Here is a 24215-nt window from a genome sequence, read left to right as displayed (position 1 = left end):
TTCCATTTTAGTTTAAAAACTTAAATATATTAATCTTGACTTACTGGTACTTGGGCTCTAATAGCAGAATCAGCAAATTCAATTTTAAGTAATTCACCGTCACCAACATCACGTGCAGTTTTAACTAACTTCCCTTTACTATCGTAAACAAGAGCAAAGCCCCTTTCTAAAACTCCTTTTGGGTTATAAGCCTTTAATGATGTGATTAAATTTTTGGCAATACTTCTAAATTCCATAAACCTAAATTTAAATAAACTTCTCAGTTCTGAATGTATATTATTTAGATAATTTTGAGCCTTAGTTAGTTTCTTATCTAATGCAAAATTTAAACTTGTTTTATACCCATCAACCTGTGAAAGTTGAATTTTTATATGGTTTTGAGGTGATATTAGCATCTCCATTTTGTAGTCTAAAGTTTGACCTAAATTGTTTATATAATTTTCGATAAGTTTAATTAACAAATCTGATTTACTTACAAGATCTTTATTAAGCTCATCCTTTGATTTACTCAATATCTCAGCAGCCGCCGTAGGAGTGGGTGCTCTATGGTTTGATGCTAAATCTGCAAGAGAAAAATCAATCTCATGACCAACACCACAAATAATATAAGTTTTTAATTCAGAAATTTTTCTAGCTAAACTCTCGTCATTAAATGCCCATAGGTCTTCAATACTTCCACCACCTCTAACTAAAAGTATCGCATCATGCTCCATAGAATCCGCCTTCTCAAGGGCTGTAATCATTTGTCCTGGAGCTTGCTCACCTTGAACTAAACTAGGATATATAACCACATCTATAAATGGAGTTCTTCTATTTAATGTAGTCAATACATCCTTCAAAGCAGCGGCACCAAGAGAAGACACTATTCCAACTGATTTAACAAATTTAGGTGGATTTAAATCATTTTTCTTGTTGAAAATGCCCTCTTCGCTTAATTTTCTTTTTAAAGCCTCAAGCTGTTCATGTAGCGTACCCTTTCCCTGTTCCTCTATTTTTGAAATGATTAGTTGAACATCGCCGTTTTTAGTGTAAACACTTAGACTACCTGTAATTTCAACAAGTAGCCCATCCCTTAAATTAGTTTTTTGCGGTATTCTAGTGTAATTAAATCTTGAACATTTAACTACTTCTCCGTTTTCATCTTTTAAATTAAAGTAAGCATGACCAACAGAAGAAATTTTGAATCCTGAAATCTCACCAACTACTTTAATGTCTGTAAAAAAATTCTTAAGTGTAGATTTGAGGTCCATCAATAATTCAGAAACACTATATACCTTTGGCAATGGCTCTGTATTAGAAATTGTTTCAAAACCCTCATAAACAGAGGAAAACAAGTCAGAATTCATAAAAAAATCTCTAAATTAAAAAATATTTATCCAAAATCAAAAAAATCAGTAGGTCCTAAGGAAAAATCTATACGTTATATGCAAAATATGAAAAACTTGTTTTAAAAATCATTCCAACCCATTGATTTTAAAGAAGTATTTATATTACAAGGAAATTGCACAAAATTTAGACATAACCAGTAAGAAACCCAAAAACACATACTCGAGCAAAGTTATCCACAGGTTTATCCCCCAAAATTTTGGATAACTACAAATCGTTACAAATGACATGTTTTATAAAATGGTATGGTCCAACATTCATATAAAATACCTATTTAGTATATATTTTGTTAATTTCAACGAGTGCACAATTGCGTAAATTTTTAGAATCTTTTTTCATTAAAAATTGGCAAAAAAAAGGGTTTGTTTATTATCTTCTCCTCCCCCTTTCACATATATACGAATTTATTATTAAAAGACGTAAAATATCAAATCAACCACACCGTTCGAAAATCCCTGTAGTTGTAATTGGCAATGTTTATGTGGGCGGTACAGGCAAAACCCCGATTACAAAAAGCATTGCCACCTATTTAATTTCTAATGGTTTAAAAACTGGACTAATAAGTCGAGGTTATGGGATTAAAATTCCAAAAAATCAGCCCCGATATGCTTCTCCTGATAGTAATAATCTTGAATTAAGCTCCTTTATAGGAGACGAGCCGTCTGAACTATCGAAAATTGCACCTATTGCTGTAGGTCCAGATAGAAATGCTGATATTGATCTTCTCACAGAAAAAAACCCCGATTTAGATGTAATACTCTCTGATGACGGATTGCAAAATACCCAACTCTATAGAGACATTGAAATTGTGGTTTTTGATGACAGACTAGTTGGCAATGCGAAGGTACTACCTGCAGGACCTCTCAGAGAGCCACTGTCAAAACTACAATCAGTAGAGTACATTATTTGTAATAGCTCAGGTAATTTTGATATTCCTATCCATTCCAACGCAAAGATTATTTCATCCAACATGAGAATAATTAAATTAGAAAATTTAAAAGACAAAGTGTCTTTGAATCTTAAGGATTTATCTAATCTTGACGGAAAGATTATTGCCATGGCAGGAATTGGAAACCCAAATAAGTTTTTTAATACTTTGAATGAATTTGGGATTAAAGCAAAACAAAACATTCACTTACCCGATCATTTTGACTATGATTTAAACTATTTGCGTAAACTTGAAATTGCTAACTATTTTGTGACTTCTAAGGATGCAACAAAAATTGAAAGGCTAATAAGGCTTGAACCATTAAAATCTAATTTTTTTTGCGTTCATGTGGAACCTGTATTTGAGCCAGCTGGATTTTTAGAAGAGCTTACAAAAAAGATAAAAGAAATTAAGGAGAACTATGAAATACGATAATCTTGTATGCCCACTCACAAAAACCCCATTAAAGTATGATGCAAAAAGAGGTGTTTTAATTTCCGAAAAAGCTAAATTAGAGTTTCCTATTAGAGACGGCATACCAGTCTTGCTTGAATCAGAAGCAACCCCATTAAAAGAAAATTCAAAAGACTAAATGTTCCACATAATCATTCCAGCTAGGCTTAAATCAACCCGACTCCCTAGAAAAATGCTTCTTGATGTGGACGGTATTCCTTTGGTTGTGATGACTGCACAAAATGCTTTGAAGGCAAATCCAGCATCATTAACCATTGCCACAGACAGTTCTGAAATAGATGAAGTTTGCAAAAAAAATGGGTTTAGAACCATTTTGACTAGAGAGAATCACATCTCAGGCACAGAGAGGCTGACAGAAGCTGTCGAAACTTTAGACTTAAACGATACTGATATTGTTGTAAATGTTCAAGGAGATGAGCCTCTAATTGATACCAATATGATTTCTGAAGTTGCTAATCTATTAGATGAAAACCCTGATTGCTCTATCGCCACGTGTGGATCGACATTTAAAAGCACTGAGGATTTTTTAAATCCGAATAATGTAAAAATTGTGCTTAATAAATTTAATGAAGCGATTTATTTTTCAAGAGCACCTATTCCTTGGGATCGTGAAAAAAATTCTGACATTTATAAAATCGCAAACCCGAATATCAATCACTCTCTTCATCACATTGGTATATATGCTTATCGAGTTAGCTATTTAAAAGGTTACTCTAGCTTAGATTCATGTTCTTTAGAACATATGGAAGCACTAGAGCAGTTGAGAGCAATTTATAACGGTCATAAGATTAAAGTTCTTAGGTGGGAGGGGCATTGCCACAAAGGAATTGATACTCAAGAGGACCTTCAAATCTTAAGAGATTTAATTTCTACTTTATAATTATTCACTCATTCATATTCAAGGTTAAATATGCGTCTAATTCTTCTTGGACCTCCTGGAGCAGGCAAAGGCACACAAGCCAACTTCATTAAAAATAAATACAATATTCCGCAAATTTCTACTGGAGATATGCTTCGTGCTACTGTAAAAGCTGGGACTCCATTAGGACTTCAAGTTAAATCAATTATGGAATCTGGTGGCTTGGTTTCTGATGATATTATTATCAATTTAGTTAAAGAGCGACTCAAAGAGGATGACTGTAAAAAAGGATATTTGTTTGATGGATTCCCAAGAACTATTCCTCAAGCTGAAGCACTTAAAGATGCGGGAGTTGACCTTGACTACGTTATTGAAATTGATGTACCACATGATGCGATTATTGAGCGTATGAGTGGTCGTAGAACCCATCCTGCCAGTGGTCGCACTTACCACATAAAATTTAACCCCCCTAAAATAGACGGGAAAGATGATGAAACTGGAGAGGAATTAATCCAGCGCGACGACGACAAGGAAGAAACTGTACGCAAGCGTCTTGATGTTTATGAAAATCAAACTCGTCCACTAGTTGATTTCTATTCGAAGTGGGCTGAATCTGGAGATTCAAAAGCTCCGAAATATATAAAAATAAATGGTGTCGGAGACGTTGATTCTATTTCTAAGCTTATAGTAGACTCTTTATGAGTTTACTCAAATCCGCCTCTACGATTTCAGGGCTGACTTTATTATCTAGAATAACTGGTCTCATTCGAGACATTCTAATCGCTAGAACCTTTGGGGCATCTGGACTTACGGATGCCTTTTGGGTTGCATTTAGAATTCCAAATTTATTACGTAGATTATTTGCTGAAGGGGCATTTTCACAAGCATTTGTACCAATTTTAGGTGAACAGAAAGCTAAGTCAGACCACAAAACCGTAAAATCTCTTATAGATAATGTCGCTATTATTTTATTCTTATCCCTAATTATAACTAGCGTCATTGGGGTTATCAGTGCTCCAGTAGTTGTATACCTTATTGCTAGCGGATTTCATGATGACCCTGAATTAATGAGGGATGCAGTGTGGATGACACGCATGATGTTCCCTTACATCGTTTGCATGTCCCTTGTAGCCTTGGCTTCAGGTGTATTAAACACATGGAAAAAGTTTGCAATCCCAGCATTTACTCCTGTGCTTTTAAATTTATGCATGATTTTTGCATGCTTTTATTTGATTAAGTATTTCACACCTCCTATATATGCATTAGCTGTTGGGGTGATGATGGGTGGAATTGCTCAGCTAAGTATGCAACTTATAGCATTATCTAAGATAGGGTTACTTCCTGACATTAGGAAGAGTGTCCGTAAAGCGTGGCGAGATCCAAATGTTAGAAGAATAATTCATTTAATGGGTCCTGCAATCTTGGGAGTTTCTGTAGCTCAAATTTCCATTTTAATAAATACAAACATTGCTTCATGGCTAACTCCTGGTAGCGTTTCTTGGCTATCCTTTGCTGATAGGATAATGGAATTCCCAACTGCATTACTAGGTGTAGCTTTAGGAACAGTGCTTCTTCCAAGTTTAAGCGAGACCATTGCCAAAGGGGACAAGGAAAGCTATGTTAGGCTTTTAAATTGGGGTCTGAAACTTACATTTTTACTAGGTATACCATGCATTGTAGGTATGGCTTTGCTAGGCGACGGTTTAATCTCTACCCTATTTAATTACGGGGCTTTTGGGCATGATGATGTACGCATGACTAAGTATGCTGTAATCGCATATGCTGTAGGATTACTAGGTATACTATGCGTTAAGATTTTGGCACCTGGTTATTACGCACAGCAAAATATTAAAACTCCTGTAAAAGTCGCTATTGCTGTACTTATCGTAACTCAATTTTTTAATTTATTGTTAGTACCTATATTTAATCACGCTGGTCTTGCTCTATCTATCGGCATGGGTGCGATTTTAAATTCAACCCTCCTATATATTGGCCTAAGACGTCGATTCCCTCTTCTACTTCATAAAAAAGGAATCTGGCCTAGATTTTTCATAAGGGTTGTGCCTGCAGTAGTTTTGCTTAGCTTATGGCTTTATTTTTCTAGTGGCAATGTGGACTGGACTATGAATTCAACTTCAAGCTGGAACTACTATCTAGCTTCGTGGTTACATGATAATTTTGGCTTCAATTTAAATACAAGAGGAAACGCACACATTTTAGCTAGAGCTTTGAGTCTGCTGTTCATAATCGTAATAAGTATTGTAGTTTATTTTGTGGCTTTGTACTCCAGTGGATTTAAAATCAAAAACCTCAATAAAAACAATGCTTAATTGTTGCTTTAGCATCAAAAGTACTTGAAATGGCACCTAATACTTTTTAAAATGGAAGTCTTTTTTTAAGAAAACTAGGATTTAATAAAATATATGGCAAATACAAGTCAAGCTCGTAAGCGTGCACGTCAAGCAATTGCTTTAAATAAACATAATTCAAGCCTTCGTTCATTACTTCGCACATCAATCAAACGCGTGCGTCAAGCAATCGAAGCTGGTGATAAAGAAAAAGCAAACGAAGCTTTAAATAGTGCTAGTAGCGTAATCGATCGTGTAGCCGATAAAAAAATCATTCATAAAAACAAAGCTGCTCGTCACAAAAGTCGTCTTTCAGCTGCAATTAAGGCTATTAAGGCTACTAACTAATTATTCTCTTCTGAGATCTTGATGCCATAAAAAAAGCACAACCTTTGGTTGTGCTTTTTCTGTTATTTTTCTGGTCTATCTTTTAAATCGCAGGAGTTATCCATAAGTTCAATCTGAAGGTTATTATCTGCTGCAAAATCATTTACAAACTTCCAACCTTTAGGCTCAAGCTTCTCAAGTCGTGTGTCTACTATCACACACTTATTTCCGTTAATTATATTTGGTACAACATATGGAGAATAACACAAGTGGTCTCCTCTAAAACCTTTAGGTTTAAAGTGTGCCATCACACCTGCTAACCTCTCAGCCCAATCACTTGGTCTGAACTTTTGACCACTCTTTGTTAATCCATAAATAATTAAATGTTGCATCTGAAAATATAGTAACAATATAGTTGCGTGTATTTTAACTTATACTAAATAAAATTAAATCATTAGCTATAATTTAAAATTAGTTTCAGAAGAATAATCATGACTCAAAATAATAAGCCCATTGCCAAAAGGCACTTTCTTCAGCTTAAAGACTTTTCTACAGAAGAAATTCTCTATATTTTAGATAGGGCGATTCTTTTAAAAAAGAAATTCAAAAACTACGAACCCCACACACCTCTACTAGATAGAACTTTAGCAATGGTTTTTGAGAAAGCTAGCACTAGGACTAGAGTTTCTTTTGAAGCTGGGATGTATCAAATGGGTGGGTTTGTGATTAATCTAACTTCTAACGATTCACAACTTGGTCGTTCTGAACCAATCGAGGATACAGCTCGAGTAGTTTCCCGAATGGTGGATATAGTTATGATTAGAACTTTTGAACAAGCTCGGCTAGAAAAATTTGCCGAATATTCTAGAGTTCCTGTAATCAATGGCCTTACGAATGAATTCCATCCATGCCAAATCTTAGCCGATTTACTTACATATATTGAGTATCGTGGCCCAATTAAGGGTAAGACTGTTACTTGGATTGGAGACGAAAACAATATGTCTTACACATGGATTCAAGCTGCTGAACTACTTGATTTCACATTGAATTTTAGTGCTCCCAAAGATTATCAACTAAAAGCTGATCGCATTGCTGGTGTCTCAGAAAAGCATCTTAAAGTTTTTGATGACCCAATTGAAGCAGCCCGTGGATCCGACCTTATAACTACTGATGTTTGGACCAGCATGGGCTATGAGGAGGAAAATGCTAAGCGTAAATCTGCATTTGCAAATTGGCAGGTAAATCAAGAGTTGATGAGTGTTGCTGCTAAGGATGCTATCTTCATGCATTGCCTTCCTGCCCATAGAGGTGAAGAAGTTACAGCAGAAGTTATTGACGGTCCGCAAAGTGTTGTTTGGGATGAGGCGGAAAACCGTATGCATGTTCAAAAAGCGGTTATGGAATTTTTATTAACAGGTAAACAATAAAAAATGAGTGAATACAAAAAAGTAGTTCTTGCCTATTCAGGTGGACTTGATACTTCTGTAATTCTTAAATGGCTACAGGATACATATAACTGTGAAGTTATTACATTTACTGCTGATATTGGTCAAGGCGAAGAGCTTGAGCCAGCCAGGGCTAAAGCATTGAAATTTGGAATTAAGCCTGAGCATATTTTTATAGATGATTTAAAAGAAGAATTTGTAAAAGACTTTGTATTTCCTATGTTTAGGGCAAATACTATTTATGAAGGTGAATATCTTTTAGGTACATCTATTGCCCGCCCGCTTATTGCCAAACGACAAATTGAAATTGCTAAACAAGTTGGTGCAGATGCTGTTTCTCATGGAGCGACTGGCAAAGGCAATGATCAGGTTAGGTTTGAATTAGGCTATTATGCACTGAATCCCGACATTAAGGTTATTGCACCATGGCGTGAATGGGATTTGTTATCTAGAGAGAAACTACTTGCATATGCAGAAAAGGCTGGTATAGAAATTGACATGAAGCATAAGCAAGGTGGAGCACCATATTCTATGGACGCAAACTTACTTCATATAAGCTACGAGGGGCGCCACCTAGAAAACCCAGAAGCCGAAGCTGAAGCCTCCATGTGGCGTTGGACCGTATCCCCTGAAGAAGCACCAGACGAAGCCGAATACCTAGACATCGAATTTAAAGCTGGTGATATAGTAGCTTTAAATTCGAAGAGTATGTCTCCCGCTGAGGTTCTCACCGAACTAAATAGATTAGGTTCAAAACACGGAATTGGAAGACTCGATTTGGTTGAAAACCGATATGTAGGCATGAAGTCTAGAGGTTGCTATGAAACCCCAGGAGGCACAATTATTCTAAAAGCACATAGAGCGATTGAGTCAATTACACTTGACCGAGAAGTTGCTCACCTAAAAGATGATTTAATGCCTAGATATGCGAGTCTTATTTATAACGGTTACTGGTGGTCACCAGAACGTAAGGCCTTACAGGTATTAATTGATCATACTCAGCAAAATGTTAATGGTACAGTAAGACTCAAACTTTATAAAGGAAACGTTATTGTAGTTTCACGCGACTCTTCAACTGACAGCCTATTTGATAAAACTATTGCTACTTTTGATGATGATGGTGGTGCATATAATCAAGCTGATGCAGAGGGTTTTATTAAGCTTAATGCATTAAGAATGCGGATTGGAGCTAAAGCCAACAGATAATTTATTTATTATTAAAGTTCCACATAAACATATTGTGGAGCTTTAACTTAAAGTAGGTAGAATTTTTTAAATTTAAAGCCTCACATAATTATTTTGTGAGGCTTTGTTATGAAAGCTATGACTAATTTAATAATTATCAACTAATTAAAACCTAAAAAACAAAAAAAGCCCATAAATTTATGGGCTTTTAAATCATCTATAGGAGGTAAGTAAGATGAACCTGGTGGGTGCTACAGGGGTCGAACCTGTGACCTACGCCTTGTAAGGGCGCCGCTCTACCAACTGAGCTAAGCACCCAAGAAATCTTGGGATTAAGCTATTATTATATTAATCTTTTATGTCTCATACAATGAATAAACTTTATTTTTTATATTTTTGTTGCTTTCATAAAACAAAACTCATGCTTTAGCATAATAAAACTTTTAAAAACTACCAACCACCACCTAAAGCTTTATATAAACGTATAAGGTTTTCTGCTTCAGCAAGCGAGGATTCCAATATCTTATCTTTAAATTCGCTAGCTTCTATTTTAGATTTCAATACATCATCTAGGGTTTTATTACCCAGCTTATACATTTGATTAAGTTGTCTTGTTTTCTTATTCTGCACAACTAGAGATGAGCTGAGTAAATTATTTTGTTCATTTATAGCAAACTGAGCCTGATACACAGAATCTACTTCACTTAATGATTTCAAAACTTTCTGATCATATTCAATCACGGCTTGCTTAAGTTTTGCATCCTTGACTTCAATATTTCTTTGAATGCGACCGTTAGTGAATATAGGTATAGAAATTCCAACATTAAAAAGTCCACCAAATGCCGAAGGGTTTGCTAAATAATCTGAATTAATTTCTACCACACCGTTATGTCCTAGAAAATTAATTTTTACCCTTGGATATAAATCCGCCTTAGCACTTGCTACCTGAGAAGCTCTGGCATTTATATTTAAAAGTGCAGCTCTCAAATCGGGTCTGCGCTCAATCACAGAAATTGGATACTGACCAGACGGTGCTTGAGGTATATGCTCAAACAAATCTCTGTTTGAATTAGAAATAGTAAAGCCTTGAGGTTTTTTTCCTAACAAAACAGCTATAGCCCTTAGGTGCTTATCCCTTTGTGCTGGCAATGTTTTAGTCCTAGCTTTGTGAGCCAGTATTTTAGAATCCAAATCTGTTACAAGCTCAATTCCAACATGACCTACATCATATCTACCCTTAAGGTATCTACGCATCTCTTGCATATATGAAAGTGTGCGTTGAGCGTAAAAAATTTTTTTCTGATAGTATCGGTAATATAAATAATTAAGTGCAATTTCACTACTTGTTAAAAGTGAAGCTCCATGCACACCCTCTTCCTGTGCTGACGCACCATACTCAGCGGCTTTAGCATCACTTAATTTTGAACCAAAAAAATCTGGTTCCCAAGATGCAACAGCTCCAGCAAACCCTGTTAAACCAGTTGTTTGAAAATCATCGGATACATTAAATCCAACTTTACTTAATGCTGGCTCTATCGGATTAGACACTGATGTTGAGTGAAAACCACCATTGGCTGTGAGACCAAAAGTAGGACCCATATCAGCATTTGCTAAATTAGCATTTGCCCTAGATTCCAAAAGCTTAGCTTTGGCTATGGCTATATCAAAATTTTCTCTCAGTCCTTCTTCAATTAATGTTGTTAGTATTGGGTCGTTCCAATCCTCCCACCATTTATCAAGTGACACAATTGCCTTAGCCTTTTTAGTTTGCTCAAACTCAAGATTATCTAAATCGACTTTAGATTCAGGTATATCAACTTTAATTGGTGAACATGCTGATATTAAACATGTAGCTAAAAGTATGAATTGTTTTGAATGTTTAATCATAATACTAGCCTTGCCTTGCAAGCATGGAACGGAATTTCGATAAGGCGAATACAAAAAATAGAGAACCAGTAATAAAAAGAATTACTAACTGAGGCCATATTATTTCAAATCCCGCATCCCTAAATAATACAGCTTGAGAAAAAATACTAAATTGAGTAACTGGTGACAAATAGGTAAGCTTTTGAATTATAGGGTCCATGCTATCTAGAGGAGTCTCTAAACCCGAAAGCAACCTACTTACGATATAAATCGGTATGCAAAGTAATCCAAACTGAGGCATTGTAGGTGCTAGAGTTGAGAGCCATAAAGCCAAAGACGCAATAGTATAAATATAAATTATTAGCCCCAAAATATATAATGGTACACTTCCGTTAATCGGTATCTTCAATAAAAGATGAACTACAAAATACATTGAAAGCAATGAAGCTATAGCAATAATTCCACCATTAGTCACAATTTTAGAAAGTGCAATTTCGCTAGCTTTAACTGGCATAACCAGCAAGTGTTCAATAGTGCCATGCTCACGCTCTCTTATGATGGCAGCACCAACCAAAATCATAACTAGCAAAGTCACATTAGCCACTACCTGAGTGACACCAATAAACCAAAGTGTGTCCTGATTTTGATTAAATAAAGAATTTATAACTAACTCAAAAAATGGATTAGTGACCGAGTAGTCAACATTCAGAAAATCAAGCACCTCTTTAGTGATAATTTTCTGCACATAAATTGAACCCACACCAGCTAAAGTAGCAGCCGTTGCATCTACTAGAAGTTGAATCTGTGGCTTTTTACCGGCTAGTAAGTCTTTTTGAAAATCAGGAGGTATATCGATTACAAATACAAATTTACCCTGATCCATTAAACTATCTCTTTCTGAATAGCTAATGACCTGAGCAGGTTTAAAATAAGGATATAGAAAGGAGTCTCTTATTTTGTAAGATAAAGTTGAGTTATCATTATCTATTACTGCAATTGAGGCATTCTTAACCTCTGTAGTAACCCCTTTAGACACAGAGTAGACAGCAACTGTAAACACCACACCTACTAAAGCCATAAGAATTAAATCACTACTTACACTTTTTATCTCCTTAATAATCAAGTACCAAATATTCCTAAGAGACATCTATTTCTCCTGCTTCTTAAGAATAAAGCTTGCTAATAAAAGATAAAAGGCAGTAAATCCCAGTAAAGCCATATAGGGTTCAATAAAACTAAAAAAATCTAATCCTTTAGTAAAAGCTCCAATACTAATCAACTGGTACCAAGCTGTTGGAAAACCCCACGCAACAACAACATCTAAACCAGTCAAGTTAGACACGGGGAACAAAAGACCTGAATAATTAAGTGCAGGAATCAAACCAGTTATGGCTGTTGCAAAAATAGCTGCGACTTGTGAATTTACAAAACTTGATACTAACAATCCAAATGAAGTAGATGCACAAATCATAAGAATCGCACCCAAACTCATTGCCAAAAAGCTACCCTTAATTGGAACTCGCAAAATAAAGACTGCCAAAAATATCATAGCTAAGTAGCTTAAAAAGGAAACAAATACATACGGAAGCTGTTTACCTATAAGAAATTCTAATTTTGTGGCTGGAGAACCGTATAAATTCATAATTGAACCGATTTCCTTTTCGCGAACTACACCTAAGGCTGTCATAATGGCAGGCACCATCATAAGTGCCATCATAATCATACCTGGTGTGATAGAAAACAAGCTTTTAAAATCCTGATTGTAAACATATCGAGGTTCAATACTAAATGGCAATGTCAAATCAACTGGTAAATGCGAGAGGCGCTCCTGCACATAATCATTAACCATTCCTTCAATATAGCCTTGAATATTGCTTGCAAAAAAAGGAACTGCACCGTCAAGAATAAAATGAACCTCTGGTCTTTCAGACCTTAATAAAGATCTACCAAACCCTTCGGAGATGGTGACCACAACACGTACTTTACCAGACTGAATTAGTTTAGGAATTTGCGAGGGTTCATTAATTTCTGGAAGTGCTAAAAAATAAGGAGAACCTTCAAATTTTTCAATCAATGACCTACTTTCAGAAGTTCTATCCTGATCTAAAACTGAAAATTTAATATCGTGTATGTCAAATGAAATACCAAGAGAAGCCCCAAGCATAAGGAATATAGGACCAAATACTGCAAAAAACAGTCTAATCTTATCTCTCAAAAGCTCCTTGCCCTCTCTAATTGCAAAGGTTTTGATTAAGGATAAAAATCCAAATGGATGATTTGATTTTATAACTTCCTTAGGCTCTTGGTTTTCTGAGAAATTCTCTGCGTGGGCTACGGAATCCTTTTCATTGGACGCCTGTGCATCAATCAAATATGCGATAAAAGCTTGCTCTAAGTTTTCCGCACCTTTGGCTTCAACTAGTTCTTGCGGTGTCCCAACGGCAAGAACTTCACCTTGATTCATAAGAGATATTCTATCGCAACGCTCAGCTTCATTCATAAAGTGAGTAGATACAAATATGGTCATTTGCTTATCACGCGATAAATGAATTAACTGCTCCCAAAACATATCTCTAGCCGCAGGATCTACACCTGATGTCGGCTCATCTAAAATTAACACATCGGGAGAATGCAAAATCGCAGCAGCTAACTGAAGCCTCTGACGAATACCTAAGGGTAAATTTGAGGGCTTAACTTTTGCCACGTCAGTAAGCTCATAGTCTTTCATCGCCTGTTCAATGGCAACTTTCCTTTCTTTGACTCCCATTTCATATAAACGGGCATGTAGAAGAAGATTTTCATAAACTGTGAGCTCTTCATATAGTGAAAACGATTGGGACATATAGCCAACACGTTTTCTAGTAGAAATATCATTAGGGTCTATATCATGCCCTAAAAGCCACGCTTTCCCGCTCGTAGGTTCTACCAAACCAGTAAGCATCTTCATGGTGGTAGATTTTCCGCAGCCGTTTGCCCCTAAAAAACCAAAAATCTCACCCTTGTGGATTTCGAAATCAACATCTCGAACAGCAGTAAAATCTCCAAATTTTTTACATAAATCCTTTGCTTCCATAACAAAAGGTTCTTTGGGATTAATAACAAGAGGTGCTTTGTATATGCCATTTGGATTGGTTTGTTTTTCTTTTGGCAATAAACTTATATATGTCTCTTCAAGGGTTTCAAAACCGCTATTTGCCAAAACATCTGCAGTTTTATCAGCAACTAAGACTCGTCCATCATCCATTGCAATTAAAAAATCAAATTGCTCTGCCTCATCAATATATGCAGTAGAAACGATTACGGTCATATCTCCTGAAGTCGCACGAATATTTTCAACGAGATCCCAGAACTGCTGCCTAGAAAGTGGGTCCACACCCGTGGTAGGTTCATCGAGAACTAGAAGTTTAGGAGAATGCACAAGTGCACAGCAAAGACTTAGTTTTTGCTTCATACCTCCTGACAATTTCCCAGCTGGCCTATCTGAAAAAGAAGCTAAGTTAGTCGCTTGCATCAATTGCATAATTCTTTGATGCTTATACTTACCTCTTAAGCCATATAATCGAGCATGAAAATCTATATTCTCGTATATAGAAAGGGTAGGATAAAGATTATGTCCAAGTCCCTGAGGCATAAACGCAATCTCGTGAGATAAATGATCCCTAGAGAAACTTTGAGCAATGTTTTTTCCTAGAACACGAACAGAACCCGACTGGAGTTTTTTAACTCCAACTATAACCCCTAATAGTGTAGATTTTCCTACGCCATCTGGACCGATAAGACCAACTGTACAATTAGATGGGATATCTAGGTTGATGCCTCGAAGTGCCTTAGTCTTTCCGTAATTATGAACTAAGTTTCTAATCGAGACGGAATATTCCATGACTCACGTCCCTTATTTAATTTCTGAAGGCGGATTCTTAATTTCTAGAATAGAAGGCCATGTTCCTTCATCAGTAAAGTTAAAGTATGCAACACCTGTTAAACCACCTTTTAAATATGCATTGTATTTGATAGATAACTCAGGTGGAATTTGGAGCTTAACTTTATACATAAGCTTATCTCGTTCAGTTTTTGTCTCAACATATTTTGGAGTAAATTGAGCTTTTGAAGAAATAAACACAACTTTAGCTGGAAATACTGCATCTACCCCATCTAAAACTATACGGGCCTCTGAATTAAGCTTAAGTTTGGCAATATCCTGTGTAGGCAAGAACACATTCATATAAATATCAGTTGGATCCAACAAAGATACAACCTTACTGCCTGGGCCTATTACATTACCCTTTTGAACAATAACAAATTCAACTCTACCGTCAATAGGGGATTTAACCTCTAAATCGCTGTCCGCAGATTTAACTGCATTTACTTGAGCGTTAGCTTGCTCAACACCAGCTTCAGCTTCAGCCAGCCCAGCAGTAGCAGCATCTACAGCCGCTTTAGCTGTCTCGTAGTCTAGTTTTCTACGTGATAGTTCTACAGATGATATCAACCTTTGGTTGTAAAGTTTTTTTGCGTTTGAATACTCTAATTCAGCAACTTTCATCTGCTGATTTCTAGCATCAATTTCTGACTGAACTCTTTCAGTTGCAACTTTGGCCCTGTTTTGTGCTGCCTCGGTAGCTGCTAATTGGGACTTAGACTGATCAGAAGAAAGTGATACTAAGACTTGATCTTTCTTTATATCATCACCTTCTTTCACATGGATCTCATGGATTCTACCAGGATATAAACTAGCTAAGTCCAAACGATTCATAACTAATCGTCCGTTAGTAGAGACAATCCCTTCTGGCAATGATTCATTTTGTCGAGTGAAATACCAATAGGAACCACCTGCTATTGCTACCAAAATTAAGATAATAATAATTTTTTTCATAGCCTAGTATTATAAAAACAATAAAGCCTGTTGTTAACAGGCTTTATTTAATTGAAATAACTAGATAAGGTTAACTTACTTACCGCCGTTAACGATTTCTTTAAGAGCCTTACCTGGAACAAATTTAGGCACCTTAGCTTTTTTGATTTGAATAACTTCTTTAGTACGAGGATTGCGACCCTTACGAGCTGCTCTAACGTTAACGCGGAAAGTACCGAAACCAACTAAAGTAACTGGTTGACCTTTTTTCATAGAAGCTTTGATTGCTTCGATAGTTGCATCAAGAGCACGACCAGCAGCTGCTTTAGATAGATCAGTCTTTTCTGCAATTTTTTCGATTAATTCGGTTTTATTCATTTGGACCCCTATTTTACTAAAGAAAAATAATATAAATATACCTGAAAATAAGCCAACATCAAACTGGGCTTGGGTTCTTGCGAGCCACTACTGCTTGCTCTATGTCTTTTATTATATCTAATAATGCCTCGATTCCAACTGAAAAACGTAAAGTATTAGGGCTGATACCCATATTATTGAGGGTTTCAAGAGACATTTCATGAAAAATAGTGTGAGCTACTGGAATGCATAATGTACGATTATCACCCAAATGAGATGCAAGAATGATAGTTTTAAAGCTATTCAAAACTGTAAACATATCTAATTCTTCTGAAAGCTCAGCTGATACAAGGAATCCAAAACCACTGCCACCTGTTAAGGTTATAGCTTGATCATGTTGTGGATGTGATTCAAGACCAGGGTAGGATACGTTTTTAAAATAAGGACTCTCTTCCAAGTAGCGAGCCAATCCTAAAGCATTTTCATGCGTTTTTTTAATTCTCAATTCAAGCGTCTCGAGGCCAACAGATATTTTGTGAGCAGAATCCGCAGACATTGTGGCACCCATATCGCGCAAAAATTTCTTTTTTATTTGCGTAATAGCCCATTTTTTACTATCCCCTTTTCGATAACGTTCATGTATATTTGGATAACGAGACCAATCAAAAAGACCTGTATCCGTAACAGAACCTCCAAGTGCATTCGCATGTCCACCCATAGATTTAGATAATGAATGCATCACAAGTGAAGCCCTTACATCACGCCCCTTAAAAATAATTGGCGTAAGCATAGTATTATCCAAAAAGAAGATTAAACCTTTGCTATCGCACAGATCACCTATGCTACTTAAATCGCTAACTTGGGTCATAGGGTTGGCAATGCTCTCGCAAAACACTAATTTTGTATTTGGTTTAATAGCTGCCTCGACATCCTCCATGTTCGTAGTATCTACGTAGGTAATTTCTATACCTAGACGTTCTAAGGTACTGAAAAAACTATTAGTATTGCCAAAGATAAAGTGAGAACTTATAAAGTGATCACCTGCCCTCAATAGAGTTAGAAACACCCCTGCGATAGCTGCCATACCAGAGGAAAAACAAACTGTACCAACTCCACCTTCCATAGTGTTGATTTTAGTTTCTAATGCAGTTGTAGTCGGAGTCCCTTGTCTAGTGTACGCATAGCCAGATTTTCCTTGAAAAGTTGCAATTAAATCTTCTACTTTATCAAATGCGTAATGCAACGTAGCATGAATAGGAAACTGAACGGGATTGGTTTCAATTTTTAATTTTCTATCCGAGTGAAGAATTTCAGTAGTAAATGAATTTTCAGACATTTAAATTGACCTCTGCCTTAGACTCTCATATAGACAAACAGCACTAGCAACACTAACATTTAGACTTTCAACTGAACCCAACATAGGAATACGCACTAGTTGGTCACAAGACTCGGACGTTAGTCTGCGCATACCATCGCCCTCAGCCCCCATAACCCAAGCGGTTGGAAGTTTAGCATCTATATCATAAACACTTTTCTCCGTAGCATCAGTAGTTCCTATAATCCAGATTCCTCTTTCTTTTAGAGAACGTAATGTCCGTGCTAGATTTGTAACCATAATATATGGAACAGTATCTGCAGCACCACATGCGACACGTTGAACGGTACTATTTAAACCCACCGATCTATCTTTTGGTGCGATAACTGCATGCACACCAGCCGCATCTGCGGTTCTTAGGCAGGCTCCCAAATTATGTGGGTCCGTAACGCCATCTAAAATCAAAAGCAAAGCAGGTTTATTTATAACATCAAGTACGTCATCTATAGAAACTGCTAATTGTTGCATAGAGGCTATTGCCAAAACGCCTTGATGTTTTATACCTTTTGCCAATGCATCTAATCTTTGACTATCAACTGCATATGTTTTTATCTTAAGTTCCGTTGCACGTTCAAGTAGCGTTCGCATACGGGAATCTTTTCTATTAGATTCAAAATAAATTTCCTTAATTGAATCTGGTGCTAGTTTTATTCGGGCATTAACCGCATGAAAGCCAGCAAGAATTTGTGTATTTGACATTATCTTTTTCTTTTACGGGAAGATTTTTTTGAATTAGTTTTTTTAAACTCTTCTCTTTGTTCGCGTTTAAGTTTTGCACGTCTTTGTTGTGATGTCATTCCCTTAAGTTCTTGGGGTTTAGTTTTTGCCGCCTTTTTTCTAAAACTTTTTTGGGTGGCAATGCCCTCTTCCATGCCCATTAATTCTTTTTGGACATTTGAATAGCTTAATCCTTTAACTGGGAGAAAATCTATTTTTCTAGCTTCCAGATTTACACTAGCAACTTGAACATGAACAGTGTCACCGAGTTTATATCGTTTTCCAGTTCTTTCTCCTATTAATTCATGAGTCGATTCATTAAATTGGAAAAAATCAGCTCCAAGTTCAGAGATATGAATAAGACCATCCACATATAAAGTATCAAGGGTGACAAAAAGCCCAAAGGACGTAACCGAAGATACTTTGCCACTAAAAATTTCACCAGTACGTTCTCTAATAAACCAACACTTAAGCCATGATTCAACATCTTTAGAAGCTTCATCTGCCCTACGTTCCATAGCCGACATTTGGATTCCAAGCCTCTCCCATACGCCATGTTCGTATGCTTTAATAGGTTCACCTTTAACTCTTTCATACCCTTCAATTTTTGGGCTATATTTTTGTTTTGACAGTATCCCTTTAATAACTCTATGAACTAACAAATCGGGATAACGTCTTATAGGTGATGTGAAATGTGTATAAGCATCATAAGCTAAACCAAAATGTCCGACATTATCAGGACTATATATTGCTTGTTGCATTGAGCGAAGAGCAAGAGTTTGAATAACTTGAAAGTCTGGTCTAGCTTTAGCTAACTCTATCATCTTGGCGTAATGTTTACTTTCTGGTTCGGCTCCACCTTCAAGAGTAAGCCCAATATTCTTCAGGAAATCTCTAAGAGATTGCAGTTTCTCTGTAGTAGGACCTTCATGTATGCGAAACAGGGCCTGCTGCTTTTTGGCAATAATAAAATCAGCGGCACATGTATTTGCGGCTAGCATGCATTCTTCAATTAGCTTATGGGCGTTATTTCTGATAAAAGGAACTATTTGTTCAATTTTGCCCATCTCATTACTTATGATTTTAGTTTCAATAGTATCGAAATCTATCGCGCCACGGTCTTGTCTTTGTTTATATAGGGTATTAAACAACTGATATAAATCTAGAATATGAGGACGAACATGCTTAAATTTCTGCGAATTTGGACCACTTTCATTTTGAATCATATCCCAAACTTGCGTATATGTAGTTCGTGCATGAGAGTGAATTACAGCATTATAAAATTGATAAGCTGAGATCTCCCCTGCTTTAGCACCAGACTCTGATATGATCATGTCGCACACTAACACAAGACGATCTACATTAGGGTTTAATGAACAAAGCCCATTAGATAGCACCTCTGGAAGCATAGGAATAACACGTCTTGGAAAATAAACTGAAGTCCCACGCTCTTGGGCATCTTTATCTAAAGCATCCTCTGGTTTTACATAATGAGAAACATCGGCAATAGCAACTAATAATCGCCATGCCATACGTTTACGTTTTTCAGAGCCTATATTAACAAGTTCTGCGTACACCGCATCGTCGAAATCTCGAGCGTCCTCACCATCTATAGTAATAAATGGCACATCTCTAAGATCGACCCTGTCTTTATAATCAGAAGGACGAAGTTCTTTAGGGAAGGTTTTTGCTAACTTTTGAGTAGCATCAGAAAACAAAACAGGCACATCAAATTTGCGAATTGCAATTTCAATCTCCATGCCAGGATCGTCAATATCACCTAAAACTTCTATTACTTTTCCTAAGGGTTGTGAATACCTAGTTGGCTGCCTAACGATTTCAGTGACCACCACATTTCCGTGTTTTGCTTTCGAAATGTCACTATTAGGAATGATAATGTCATGCTTAATACGTGTATCTTCTGGTACAACAACCCATTGTCCTTGTTCATGAAGAATCCTACCTACTAATTTTGTAGTACCCCTTTCAAGAACCTCAAAAATAGCACCTTCTGGTCGTCCACGATTATCACCAACTACTCTGACGGTGACTATATCCCCATGAAGCACCTTAAGCATCTCTCTTTCTGGTAGATAAATATCCTCCTCCGAGTCATCGGATATTAAAAAACCATACCCATCTCTATGACCTTGAACTGTGCCCGTGATAAGGTCATCAAGATTATCGTTAATTTTATAACCCTGTCGAACAGATATAAGTTGAGTATCCCGAAGCATAGCAGAGAGCCTTTTAGCTAGTCCCTGTATAGCAGACTCACGAGTTAAGTTGAAATGTCTAGATAATGCATCCAAGCCAATTTGTTTTTTATGCTCACGCATAAATTTCAGGATGTCTTCGCGACTAGGCACATCTGGATCGAATTGAATACCAGACTCTAAAGCTAGAGAATTGGGCACATCCAAAGGAGTAGAGATTTTCTTCTTTGATACCATTTATGACTCCAAGATATGCAATAAGAACATTTTAACTTTAAAAAGATTTACGTTTATACAGAATTTAAGAAAATTGCTCGTACAAATATTTTGCAACCATCAAAAAACACATTACTACAACCATGGGACGTATCCAAGTAGCTCCTTTGCTTATGACTACAAGGGATCCCAAAAACGCACCTAAGATTTGCCCAATAGCCATTACAATTGCGATACTCCAAATGGCATGCCCTCCGATCACAAAAACAAGCATGGATCCGATATTACTAGCAAAATTTAAAGCTTTTGCTGAACCTGTGGCCTCTATTATTTTTTTACCTCTAAGAAGTATATATGAGAGAGAAAAGAAAGATCCTGTTCCAGGTCCAAAAGCTCCATCATAAAACCCAATCCCTGGCACAACACCGTAATTGAATTTTGATTCTGAAAGCCTAGGTTCTACCTCAACACTGCCGATTGATGGTGTGAGCAAATAATAAAAACCGATCCCTAATAACACAATCGGGATAATAATACTCAAAGCCTTTTCATTAAAAAATTGTATGGCAATGGCGCCTATAGCAGCTCCTACAAATGAAGCTAAAAACGGCTTCCACACATCTTCAAACTTAATCACCCTTTTCTTTATCATAGTCAAAGTAGCAGTAGAAGATCCAGCTACACCTTGAATTTTGTTTACTGCTAACATAGAAATTAAGGGAACATTAGAAAGCATAAGGACAGGAATTGTTATTAGACCCCCACCTCCAGCAATTGAATCGATAAAACCAGCAATCAATCCGACGGAGAAAAGTAATACTAATTGCATTAAACTAAAATCGAGTTCCATAAATCCCTATATTTAAAAAGGCTTCTATTACTGTTTGAATAAAAAGTAATATGATATTTTAATTTTGCGAATAATATGATTGAGCATTACCAAAATATAAAATTTGTTCATGAGCATGCAGCTTATATGAGTATTTCATTATTCGTAATTAGAATTTTAATTTCATACTTTAAACCAGAAATCCTGCTTCAAAACTGGGCTAAGTATTTACCACATTTAATTGATTCTGTACTATTTGTGTGTGCATTGATGCTAGTTTGGGTTTACGGCTTTAATCATTTATTTATAATTTGCAAAATTTTATGCTTAGGTTTGTACATTTTACTTGGGCATAAGGCACTCAAAAAATCCAAGTCCCAATCAGAAAAAACTGTTTATGCTATTGCTTCAATTTTCGTATTTGTATGGATTATTGGAATGGCAAAATACAAATCACCTTTGGGATGGTTTTTAGTATTTTGATTATATGTACTTAAACATCATCTTATGAGGGATATTAGCATCATAGAAAACTTGTGCATCTTTTTCTAGTTCGAATCCTGCATTTTCATAAAATCCAATTGCTTGCAATTGGGCGGCTAGACTAACTTTTTTAAATCCAACATCTTTGGCGGCATCGATAATCAAATTTAAAACTACGGCCCCGATACCTTTACCGCGATACTCTTTTAGAACTGCCATACGTCCTATAAGACCTTCAGGTGTAAGTCTAGCAGTAGCTATAGGTCTTTCATTGTCATCAAAAGCAACAACGTGAGTGCTTTTTTCATCCATATCGTCTAGTTCAATTTCTACTGGCACCTTTTGCTCTTCTACAAAAACCACATTCCGTATGGAGTATGCAGGAGCCTTTAAAAGATCCCAGTCTCCTACTTGAATATTTAGACCGTTCGATTCAATTCTTTTAAGGACCAATTACCGTCTCCAAGAAGAGTTAATAAGTGCGTATGATGTTGAACTAAAGTTGACCTATGACCAACACTAATTATCTTAGAATCAGACATCTTCTCGATAATCATCTTATACATGTTGAATTCAAGCCCCTCATCCATAGCAGAAGTAGCTTCATCCAAAAATATAACTTTGGGTTTATTTATCAGAATCCTAGCAAGTGCTATTCTTTGTTGCTCACCTAAAGACAAAGTATGAGACCAGTTTGCGACTTCATTTAACCTACCCTTTAAGTGTGGCAATGCCACCATATCCAAAATCTTATCCATCATAGAATTATCTGAATCTTTAGATGGGTTGGGATAGAAAAACGTGTCTATAAGTGAACCTTCAGGCAAGTAAGGTTTTTGAGATAGAAAGAGAACACCGTCTTTAGGAACAGTAATTTGACCCGAACTATATGGCCAAAGTCCTGAGATGCATCTAAAAAGAGTCGTTTTACCTGAGCCTGAAGCACCCTGTATAAGATAAGCTTCACCATTATTTACTTCAAAATTTAAATCCTTAACTAAAAGCTTATTCGAAGGTGTATAAATATCTACATTTTGAAGTTTTAATTTCTGATCATCATAAACAAGATTTGGCTCTGGAAGTTTCTCTGCTTTATTTATGTTTTCATAGAAACCTGTAAGACGATCGAGAACTGCTTTAAAAGCTGCGTACGTGTCATAGCTTTCTCTAAAGAATGATAAAGACCCACTTAAAGCAGAAAAAGACTGAGAAGTTTGAATCATGTCTCCAAGGAGGATTTTGCCACTAAAAAAGCGTGGGGCTTGGATAATAAATGGAATAACTACTGATGCTTGAGAAACTATTAGATTAAATCCTTGGAATTTCAAATTTCTGAAAATAATATCCCAAAAGATTTTAATAACTTGTTCAAATTTATTTTTAAGCTTACTAAGTTCTAGTTTTTCACCTGCATAAAAAGCAATGCTTTCGGCATACTCCCTAATTCGTATCAGAGAATAACGATAGTTTGCATTAACTTTTTCGCTAATAAAATTTAATTTAATTAATGGATGACCAATTTTAAATGCGAGGACAGTAGTCAAGATCACGTATAAGAATATGATAAATACCATCGCTTTAGGAATAGTGAAACTATGAAATTCTATTGGTCCTGATAAATTCCATAGAATTGCCGTGTAGGCGATTATAGAAATAACTGATGTTAAAAGTCCTAATGTTAAATCTGTTGCGTAACCTACAAAAGATTGAATATCTTGTTGTATCCTTTGATCGGGATTGTCTATAGGTTCATTAAGGTAATAACTTCTCAAATAACTTCTCTTATTAAGCCACTTACTCAACAAGTCGTCATTGAGATTTTCTCTCCACCTAATCTTAAAACGATTATTTAAATAATATGCTAGTAAGGCTCTAAAAATGTGTATGCCTGCTAGTATAGAGAAGACGACCATTTGAACCCAAAATATGTTTTCGTCTACTTTTTGGAGTGCATCATACATATTTTTGTACCAATAGGAGAAAAGAACCCCTAGCCGAACACCCATAAGATCAATTAACAAAATAACTGCAAATCCAATAATCGGATAATATTTATATTTGTAATTAGTAACTTTAGGGTCAAAGAATTTCCTAGCAAGAAACCAAAACTGTCTGCCCCATGTTGTTGTTTTAACTATAATTGCACCAACTATGGCGAGGAATACGATACAAAATACATATGATTTTGCTATCCAAATTGCACTATCTAAAAGTTCTTTTGACCAATTCATTGTTTGAAATTAAGCGAAATACTGCCTCAATTTTCTATCTTGAGATATAAAGAATCTGTATTATATATATTATTAAGATTAATGAAACGTTTTTGAAGTCAAAACGTCATAAAACTGAAAG

General features: G+C 36.1%; 22 protein-coding genes and 1 tRNA gene. 9 read left to right on the top strand and 14 right to left on the bottom strand.

The genetic code is table 11. The annotated features are described in order from the left end of the window. Positions 1–29 precede the first annotated feature (29 nt). Positions 30–1346 (bottom strand): exodeoxyribonuclease VII large subunit, encoded by a 1317-nt coding sequence (gene xseA / locus KUI_RS03805; protein WP_014840344.1) that lies wholly within the window; start codon positions 1344–1346, stop codon positions 30–32. Positions 1347–1696: 350 nt separating this feature from the next. On the opposite strand from xseA, the gene lpxK reads away from it, so the two are divergent. From lpxK to rpsT, 6 genes are all read left to right on the top strand, one after another. Then, the gene (gene lpxK, locus KUI_RS03800) at positions 1697–2749 is read left to right on the top strand and encodes a tetraacyldisaccharide 4'-kinase (RefSeq protein ID WP_225972115.1); all 1053 of its coding nucleotides are present in this window, start codon (positions 1697–1699) and stop codon (positions 2747–2749) included. Beyond that, positions 2736–2906 (top strand): Trm112 family protein, encoded by a 171-nt coding sequence (locus KUI_RS08120; protein WP_014840342.1) that lies wholly within the window; start codon positions 2736–2738, stop codon positions 2904–2906. The genes lpxK and KUI_RS08120 overlap by 14 nt, the downstream gene beginning before the upstream one ends. After that, the gene (gene kdsB, locus KUI_RS03795; protein WP_013522520.1) at positions 2907–3668 is read left to right on the top strand and encodes a 3-deoxy-manno-octulosonate cytidylyltransferase; all 762 of its coding nucleotides are present in this window, start codon (positions 2907–2909) and stop codon (positions 3666–3668) included. A 30-nt stretch (positions 3669–3698) separates the two neighbouring features. Further along, positions 3699–4349 (top strand): adenylate kinase, encoded by a 651-nt coding sequence (gene adk / locus KUI_RS03790; protein WP_013522519.1) that lies wholly within the window; start codon positions 3699–3701, stop codon positions 4347–4349. Continuing rightward, positions 4346–5977 (top strand): murein biosynthesis integral membrane protein MurJ, encoded by a 1632-nt coding sequence (gene murJ / locus KUI_RS03785; protein ID WP_013522518.1) that lies wholly within the window; start codon positions 4346–4348, stop codon positions 5975–5977. The genes adk and murJ overlap by 4 nt, the downstream gene beginning before the upstream one ends. Before the next feature lie 93 nt (positions 5978–6070). Next, entirely contained in the window at positions 6071–6343 is a 273-nt protein-coding gene (gene rpsT, locus KUI_RS03780; RefSeq protein ID WP_013522517.1) for a 30S ribosomal protein S20, read from the top strand. Between the two features lie 62 nt (positions 6344–6405). Here the strand turns inward: rpsT and KUI_RS03775 are convergent, their stop codons facing one another. Further along, positions 6406–6714 carry a DUF3579 domain-containing protein gene (locus KUI_RS03775; protein ID WP_014840341.1) on the bottom strand — a complete coding sequence of 103 codons (309 nt, stop codon included), beginning with the start codon at positions 6712–6714 and terminating at the stop codon, positions 6406–6408. A 99-nt stretch (positions 6715–6813) separates the two neighbouring features. Between KUI_RS03775 and argF the strand changes: the two genes are divergently transcribed. Together argF and KUI_RS03765 are read left to right on the top strand one after the other, a co-directional pair. Next, a complete protein-coding gene (gene argF, locus KUI_RS03770) occupies positions 6814–7749 on the top strand; it encodes an ornithine carbamoyltransferase (protein ID WP_013522515.1) in 936 nt (311 codons plus the stop codon). Positions 7750–7752: 3 nt separating this feature from the next. Continuing rightward, positions 7753–8973, top strand: coding sequence for an argininosuccinate synthase (locus tag KUI_RS03765; protein WP_013522514.1), 1221 nt, complete (start codon positions 7753–7755; stop codon positions 8971–8973). A gap of 221 nt (positions 8974–9194) precedes the next feature. Here the strand turns inward: KUI_RS03765 and KUI_RS03760 are convergent. The 10 genes from KUI_RS03760 to KUI_RS03715 form a co-directional block, all read right to left on the bottom strand. Continuing rightward, positions 9195–9270: transfer RNA gene (locus KUI_RS03760), tRNA-Val, on the bottom strand. A 132-nt stretch (positions 9271–9402) separates the two neighbouring features. Next, positions 9403–10839: an efflux transporter outer membrane subunit gene (locus KUI_RS03755; protein ID WP_013522513.1), complete on the bottom strand. Its 1437-nt coding sequence runs from the start codon at positions 10837–10839 to the stop codon at positions 9403–9405. Positions 10840–10843: 4 nt separating this feature from the next. Further along, positions 10844–11965 (bottom strand): ABC transporter permease, encoded by a 1122-nt coding sequence (locus KUI_RS03750; RefSeq protein WP_044953954.1) that lies wholly within the window; start codon positions 11963–11965, stop codon positions 10844–10846. Further along, positions 11966–14698 carry a ribosome-associated ATPase/putative transporter RbbA gene (gene rbbA, locus KUI_RS03745; RefSeq protein ID WP_013522511.1) on the bottom strand — a complete coding sequence of 911 codons (2733 nt, stop codon included), beginning with the start codon at positions 14696–14698 and terminating at the stop codon, positions 11966–11968. A gap of 12 nt (positions 14699–14710) precedes the next feature. Beyond that, positions 14711–15691: an HlyD family secretion protein gene (locus KUI_RS03740; protein WP_014840340.1), complete on the bottom strand. Its 981-nt coding sequence runs from the start codon at positions 15689–15691 to the stop codon at positions 14711–14713. Positions 15692–15766: 75 nt separating this feature from the next. Next, positions 15767–16048 (bottom strand): HU family DNA-binding protein, encoded by a 282-nt coding sequence (locus KUI_RS03735; protein WP_013522509.1) that lies wholly within the window; start codon positions 16046–16048, stop codon positions 15767–15769. Between the two features lie 58 nt (positions 16049–16106). Then, the gene (locus tag KUI_RS03730; protein WP_014840339.1) at positions 16107–17363 is read right to left on the bottom strand and encodes a cystathionine gamma-synthase family protein; all 1257 of its coding nucleotides are present in this window, start codon (positions 17361–17363) and stop codon (positions 16107–16109) included. Next, complete coding sequence (rlmB, locus tag KUI_RS03725; RefSeq protein WP_014840338.1) at positions 17364–18101, bottom strand: 23S rRNA (guanosine(2251)-2'-O)-methyltransferase RlmB; 738 nt, start codon at positions 18099–18101, stop codon at positions 17364–17366. It abuts the gene before it with no gap. Further along, positions 18101–20572 carry a ribonuclease R gene (rnr, locus tag KUI_RS03720; protein ID WP_014840337.1) on the bottom strand — a complete coding sequence of 824 codons (2472 nt, stop codon included), beginning with the start codon at positions 20570–20572 and terminating at the stop codon, positions 18101–18103. The genes rlmB and rnr overlap by 1 nt, the downstream gene beginning before the upstream one ends. 64 nt (positions 20573–20636) lie before the next feature. Next, positions 20637–21380, bottom strand: coding sequence for a TSUP family transporter (locus tag KUI_RS03715; RefSeq protein WP_225972114.1), 744 nt, complete (start codon positions 21378–21380; stop codon positions 20637–20639). A gap of 96 nt (positions 21381–21476) precedes the next feature. Here KUI_RS03715 and KUI_RS03710 point away from each other — a divergent pair, with 96 nt between their 5' ends. Further along, entirely contained in the window at positions 21477–21863 is a 387-nt protein-coding gene (locus KUI_RS03710; RefSeq protein ID WP_013522504.1) for a SirB2 family protein, read from the top strand. Here KUI_RS03710 and KUI_RS03705 read toward each other — a convergent pair whose 3' ends face one another. Further along, positions 21864–22316 (bottom strand): GNAT family N-acetyltransferase, encoded by a 453-nt coding sequence (locus KUI_RS03705; RefSeq protein WP_013522503.1) that lies wholly within the window; start codon positions 22314–22316, stop codon positions 21864–21866. Beyond that, on the bottom strand, positions 22283–24094 hold the full coding sequence (locus KUI_RS03700; protein ID WP_013522502.1) for an ABC transporter ATP-binding protein/permease: 1812 nt from the start codon (positions 24092–24094) through the stop codon (positions 22283–22285). The genes KUI_RS03705 and KUI_RS03700 overlap by 34 nt, the downstream gene beginning before the upstream one ends. Between the last annotated feature and the right edge of the window lie 121 nt (positions 24095–24215).

The organism is Taylorella equigenitalis ATCC 35865, from assembly GCF_000276685.1.
Classification (GTDB): Bacteria; Pseudomonadota; Gammaproteobacteria; order Burkholderiales; family Burkholderiaceae_B; genus Taylorella; species Taylorella equigenitalis.
Note: the sequence above shows the minus strand (reverse complement) of the source record. Positions and strands in the feature narration are given on the sequence as shown.

Coding starts and splice junctions, on each gene's coding strand:
- xseA (WP_014840344.1), bottom strand. CDS start 1,346: ATGAATTCTGACTTGTTTTCCTCTGTTTATGAGGGTTTTGAAACAATT.
- KUI_RS08120 (WP_014840342.1), top strand. CDS start 2,736: ATGAAATACGATAATCTTGTATGCCCACTCACAAAAACCCCATTAAAG.
- kdsB (WP_013522520.1), top strand. CDS start 2,907: ATGTTCCACATAATCATTCCAGCTAGGCTTAAATCAACCCGACTCCCT.
- adk (WP_013522519.1), top strand. CDS start 3,699: ATGCGTCTAATTCTTCTTGGACCTCCTGGAGCAGGCAAAGGCACACAA.
- murJ (WP_013522518.1), top strand. CDS start 4,346: ATGAGTTTACTCAAATCCGCCTCTACGATTTCAGGGCTGACTTTATTA.
- rpsT (WP_013522517.1), top strand. CDS start 6,071: ATGGCAAATACAAGTCAAGCTCGTAAGCGTGCACGTCAAGCAATTGCT.
- KUI_RS03775 (WP_014840341.1), bottom strand. CDS start 6,714: ATGCAACATTTAATTATTTATGGATTAACAAAGAGTGGTCAAAAGTTC.
- argF (WP_013522515.1), top strand. CDS start 6,814: ATGACTCAAAATAATAAGCCCATTGCCAAAAGGCACTTTCTTCAGCTT.
- KUI_RS03765 (WP_013522514.1), top strand. CDS start 7,753: ATGAGTGAATACAAAAAAGTAGTTCTTGCCTATTCAGGTGGACTTGAT.
- KUI_RS03755 (WP_013522513.1), bottom strand. CDS start 10,839: ATGATTAAACATTCAAAACAATTCATACTTTTAGCTACATGTTTAATA.
- KUI_RS03750 (WP_044953954.1), bottom strand. CDS start 11,965: ATGTCTCTTAGGAATATTTGGTACTTGATTATTAAGGAGATAAAAAGT.
- rbbA (WP_013522511.1), bottom strand. CDS start 14,698: ATGGAATATTCCGTCTCGATTAGAAACTTAGTTCATAATTACGGAAAG.
- KUI_RS03740 (WP_014840340.1), bottom strand. CDS start 15,691: ATGAAAAAAATTATTATTATCTTAATTTTGGTAGCAATAGCAGGTGGT.
- KUI_RS03735 (WP_013522509.1), bottom strand. CDS start 16,048: ATGAATAAAACCGAATTAATCGAAAAAATTGCAGAAAAGACTGATCTA.
- KUI_RS03730 (WP_014840339.1), bottom strand. CDS start 17,363: ATGTCTGAAAATTCATTTACTACTGAAATTCTTCACTCGGATAGAAAA.
- rlmB (WP_014840338.1), bottom strand. CDS start 18,101: ATGTCAAATACACAAATTCTTGCTGGCTTTCATGCGGTTAATGCCCGA.
- rnr (WP_014840337.1), bottom strand. CDS start 20,572: ATGGTATCAAAGAAGAAAATCTCTACTCCTTTGGATGTGCCCAATTCT.
- KUI_RS03715 (WP_225972114.1), bottom strand. CDS start 21,380: ATGCAATTAGTATTACTTTTCTCCGTCGGATTGATTGCTGGTTTTATC.
- KUI_RS03710 (WP_013522504.1), top strand. CDS start 21,477: ATGATTGAGCATTACCAAAATATAAAATTTGTTCATGAGCATGCAGCT.
- KUI_RS03700 (WP_013522502.1), bottom strand. CDS start 24,094: ATGAATTGGTCAAAAGAACTTTTAGATAGTGCAATTTGGATAGCAAAA.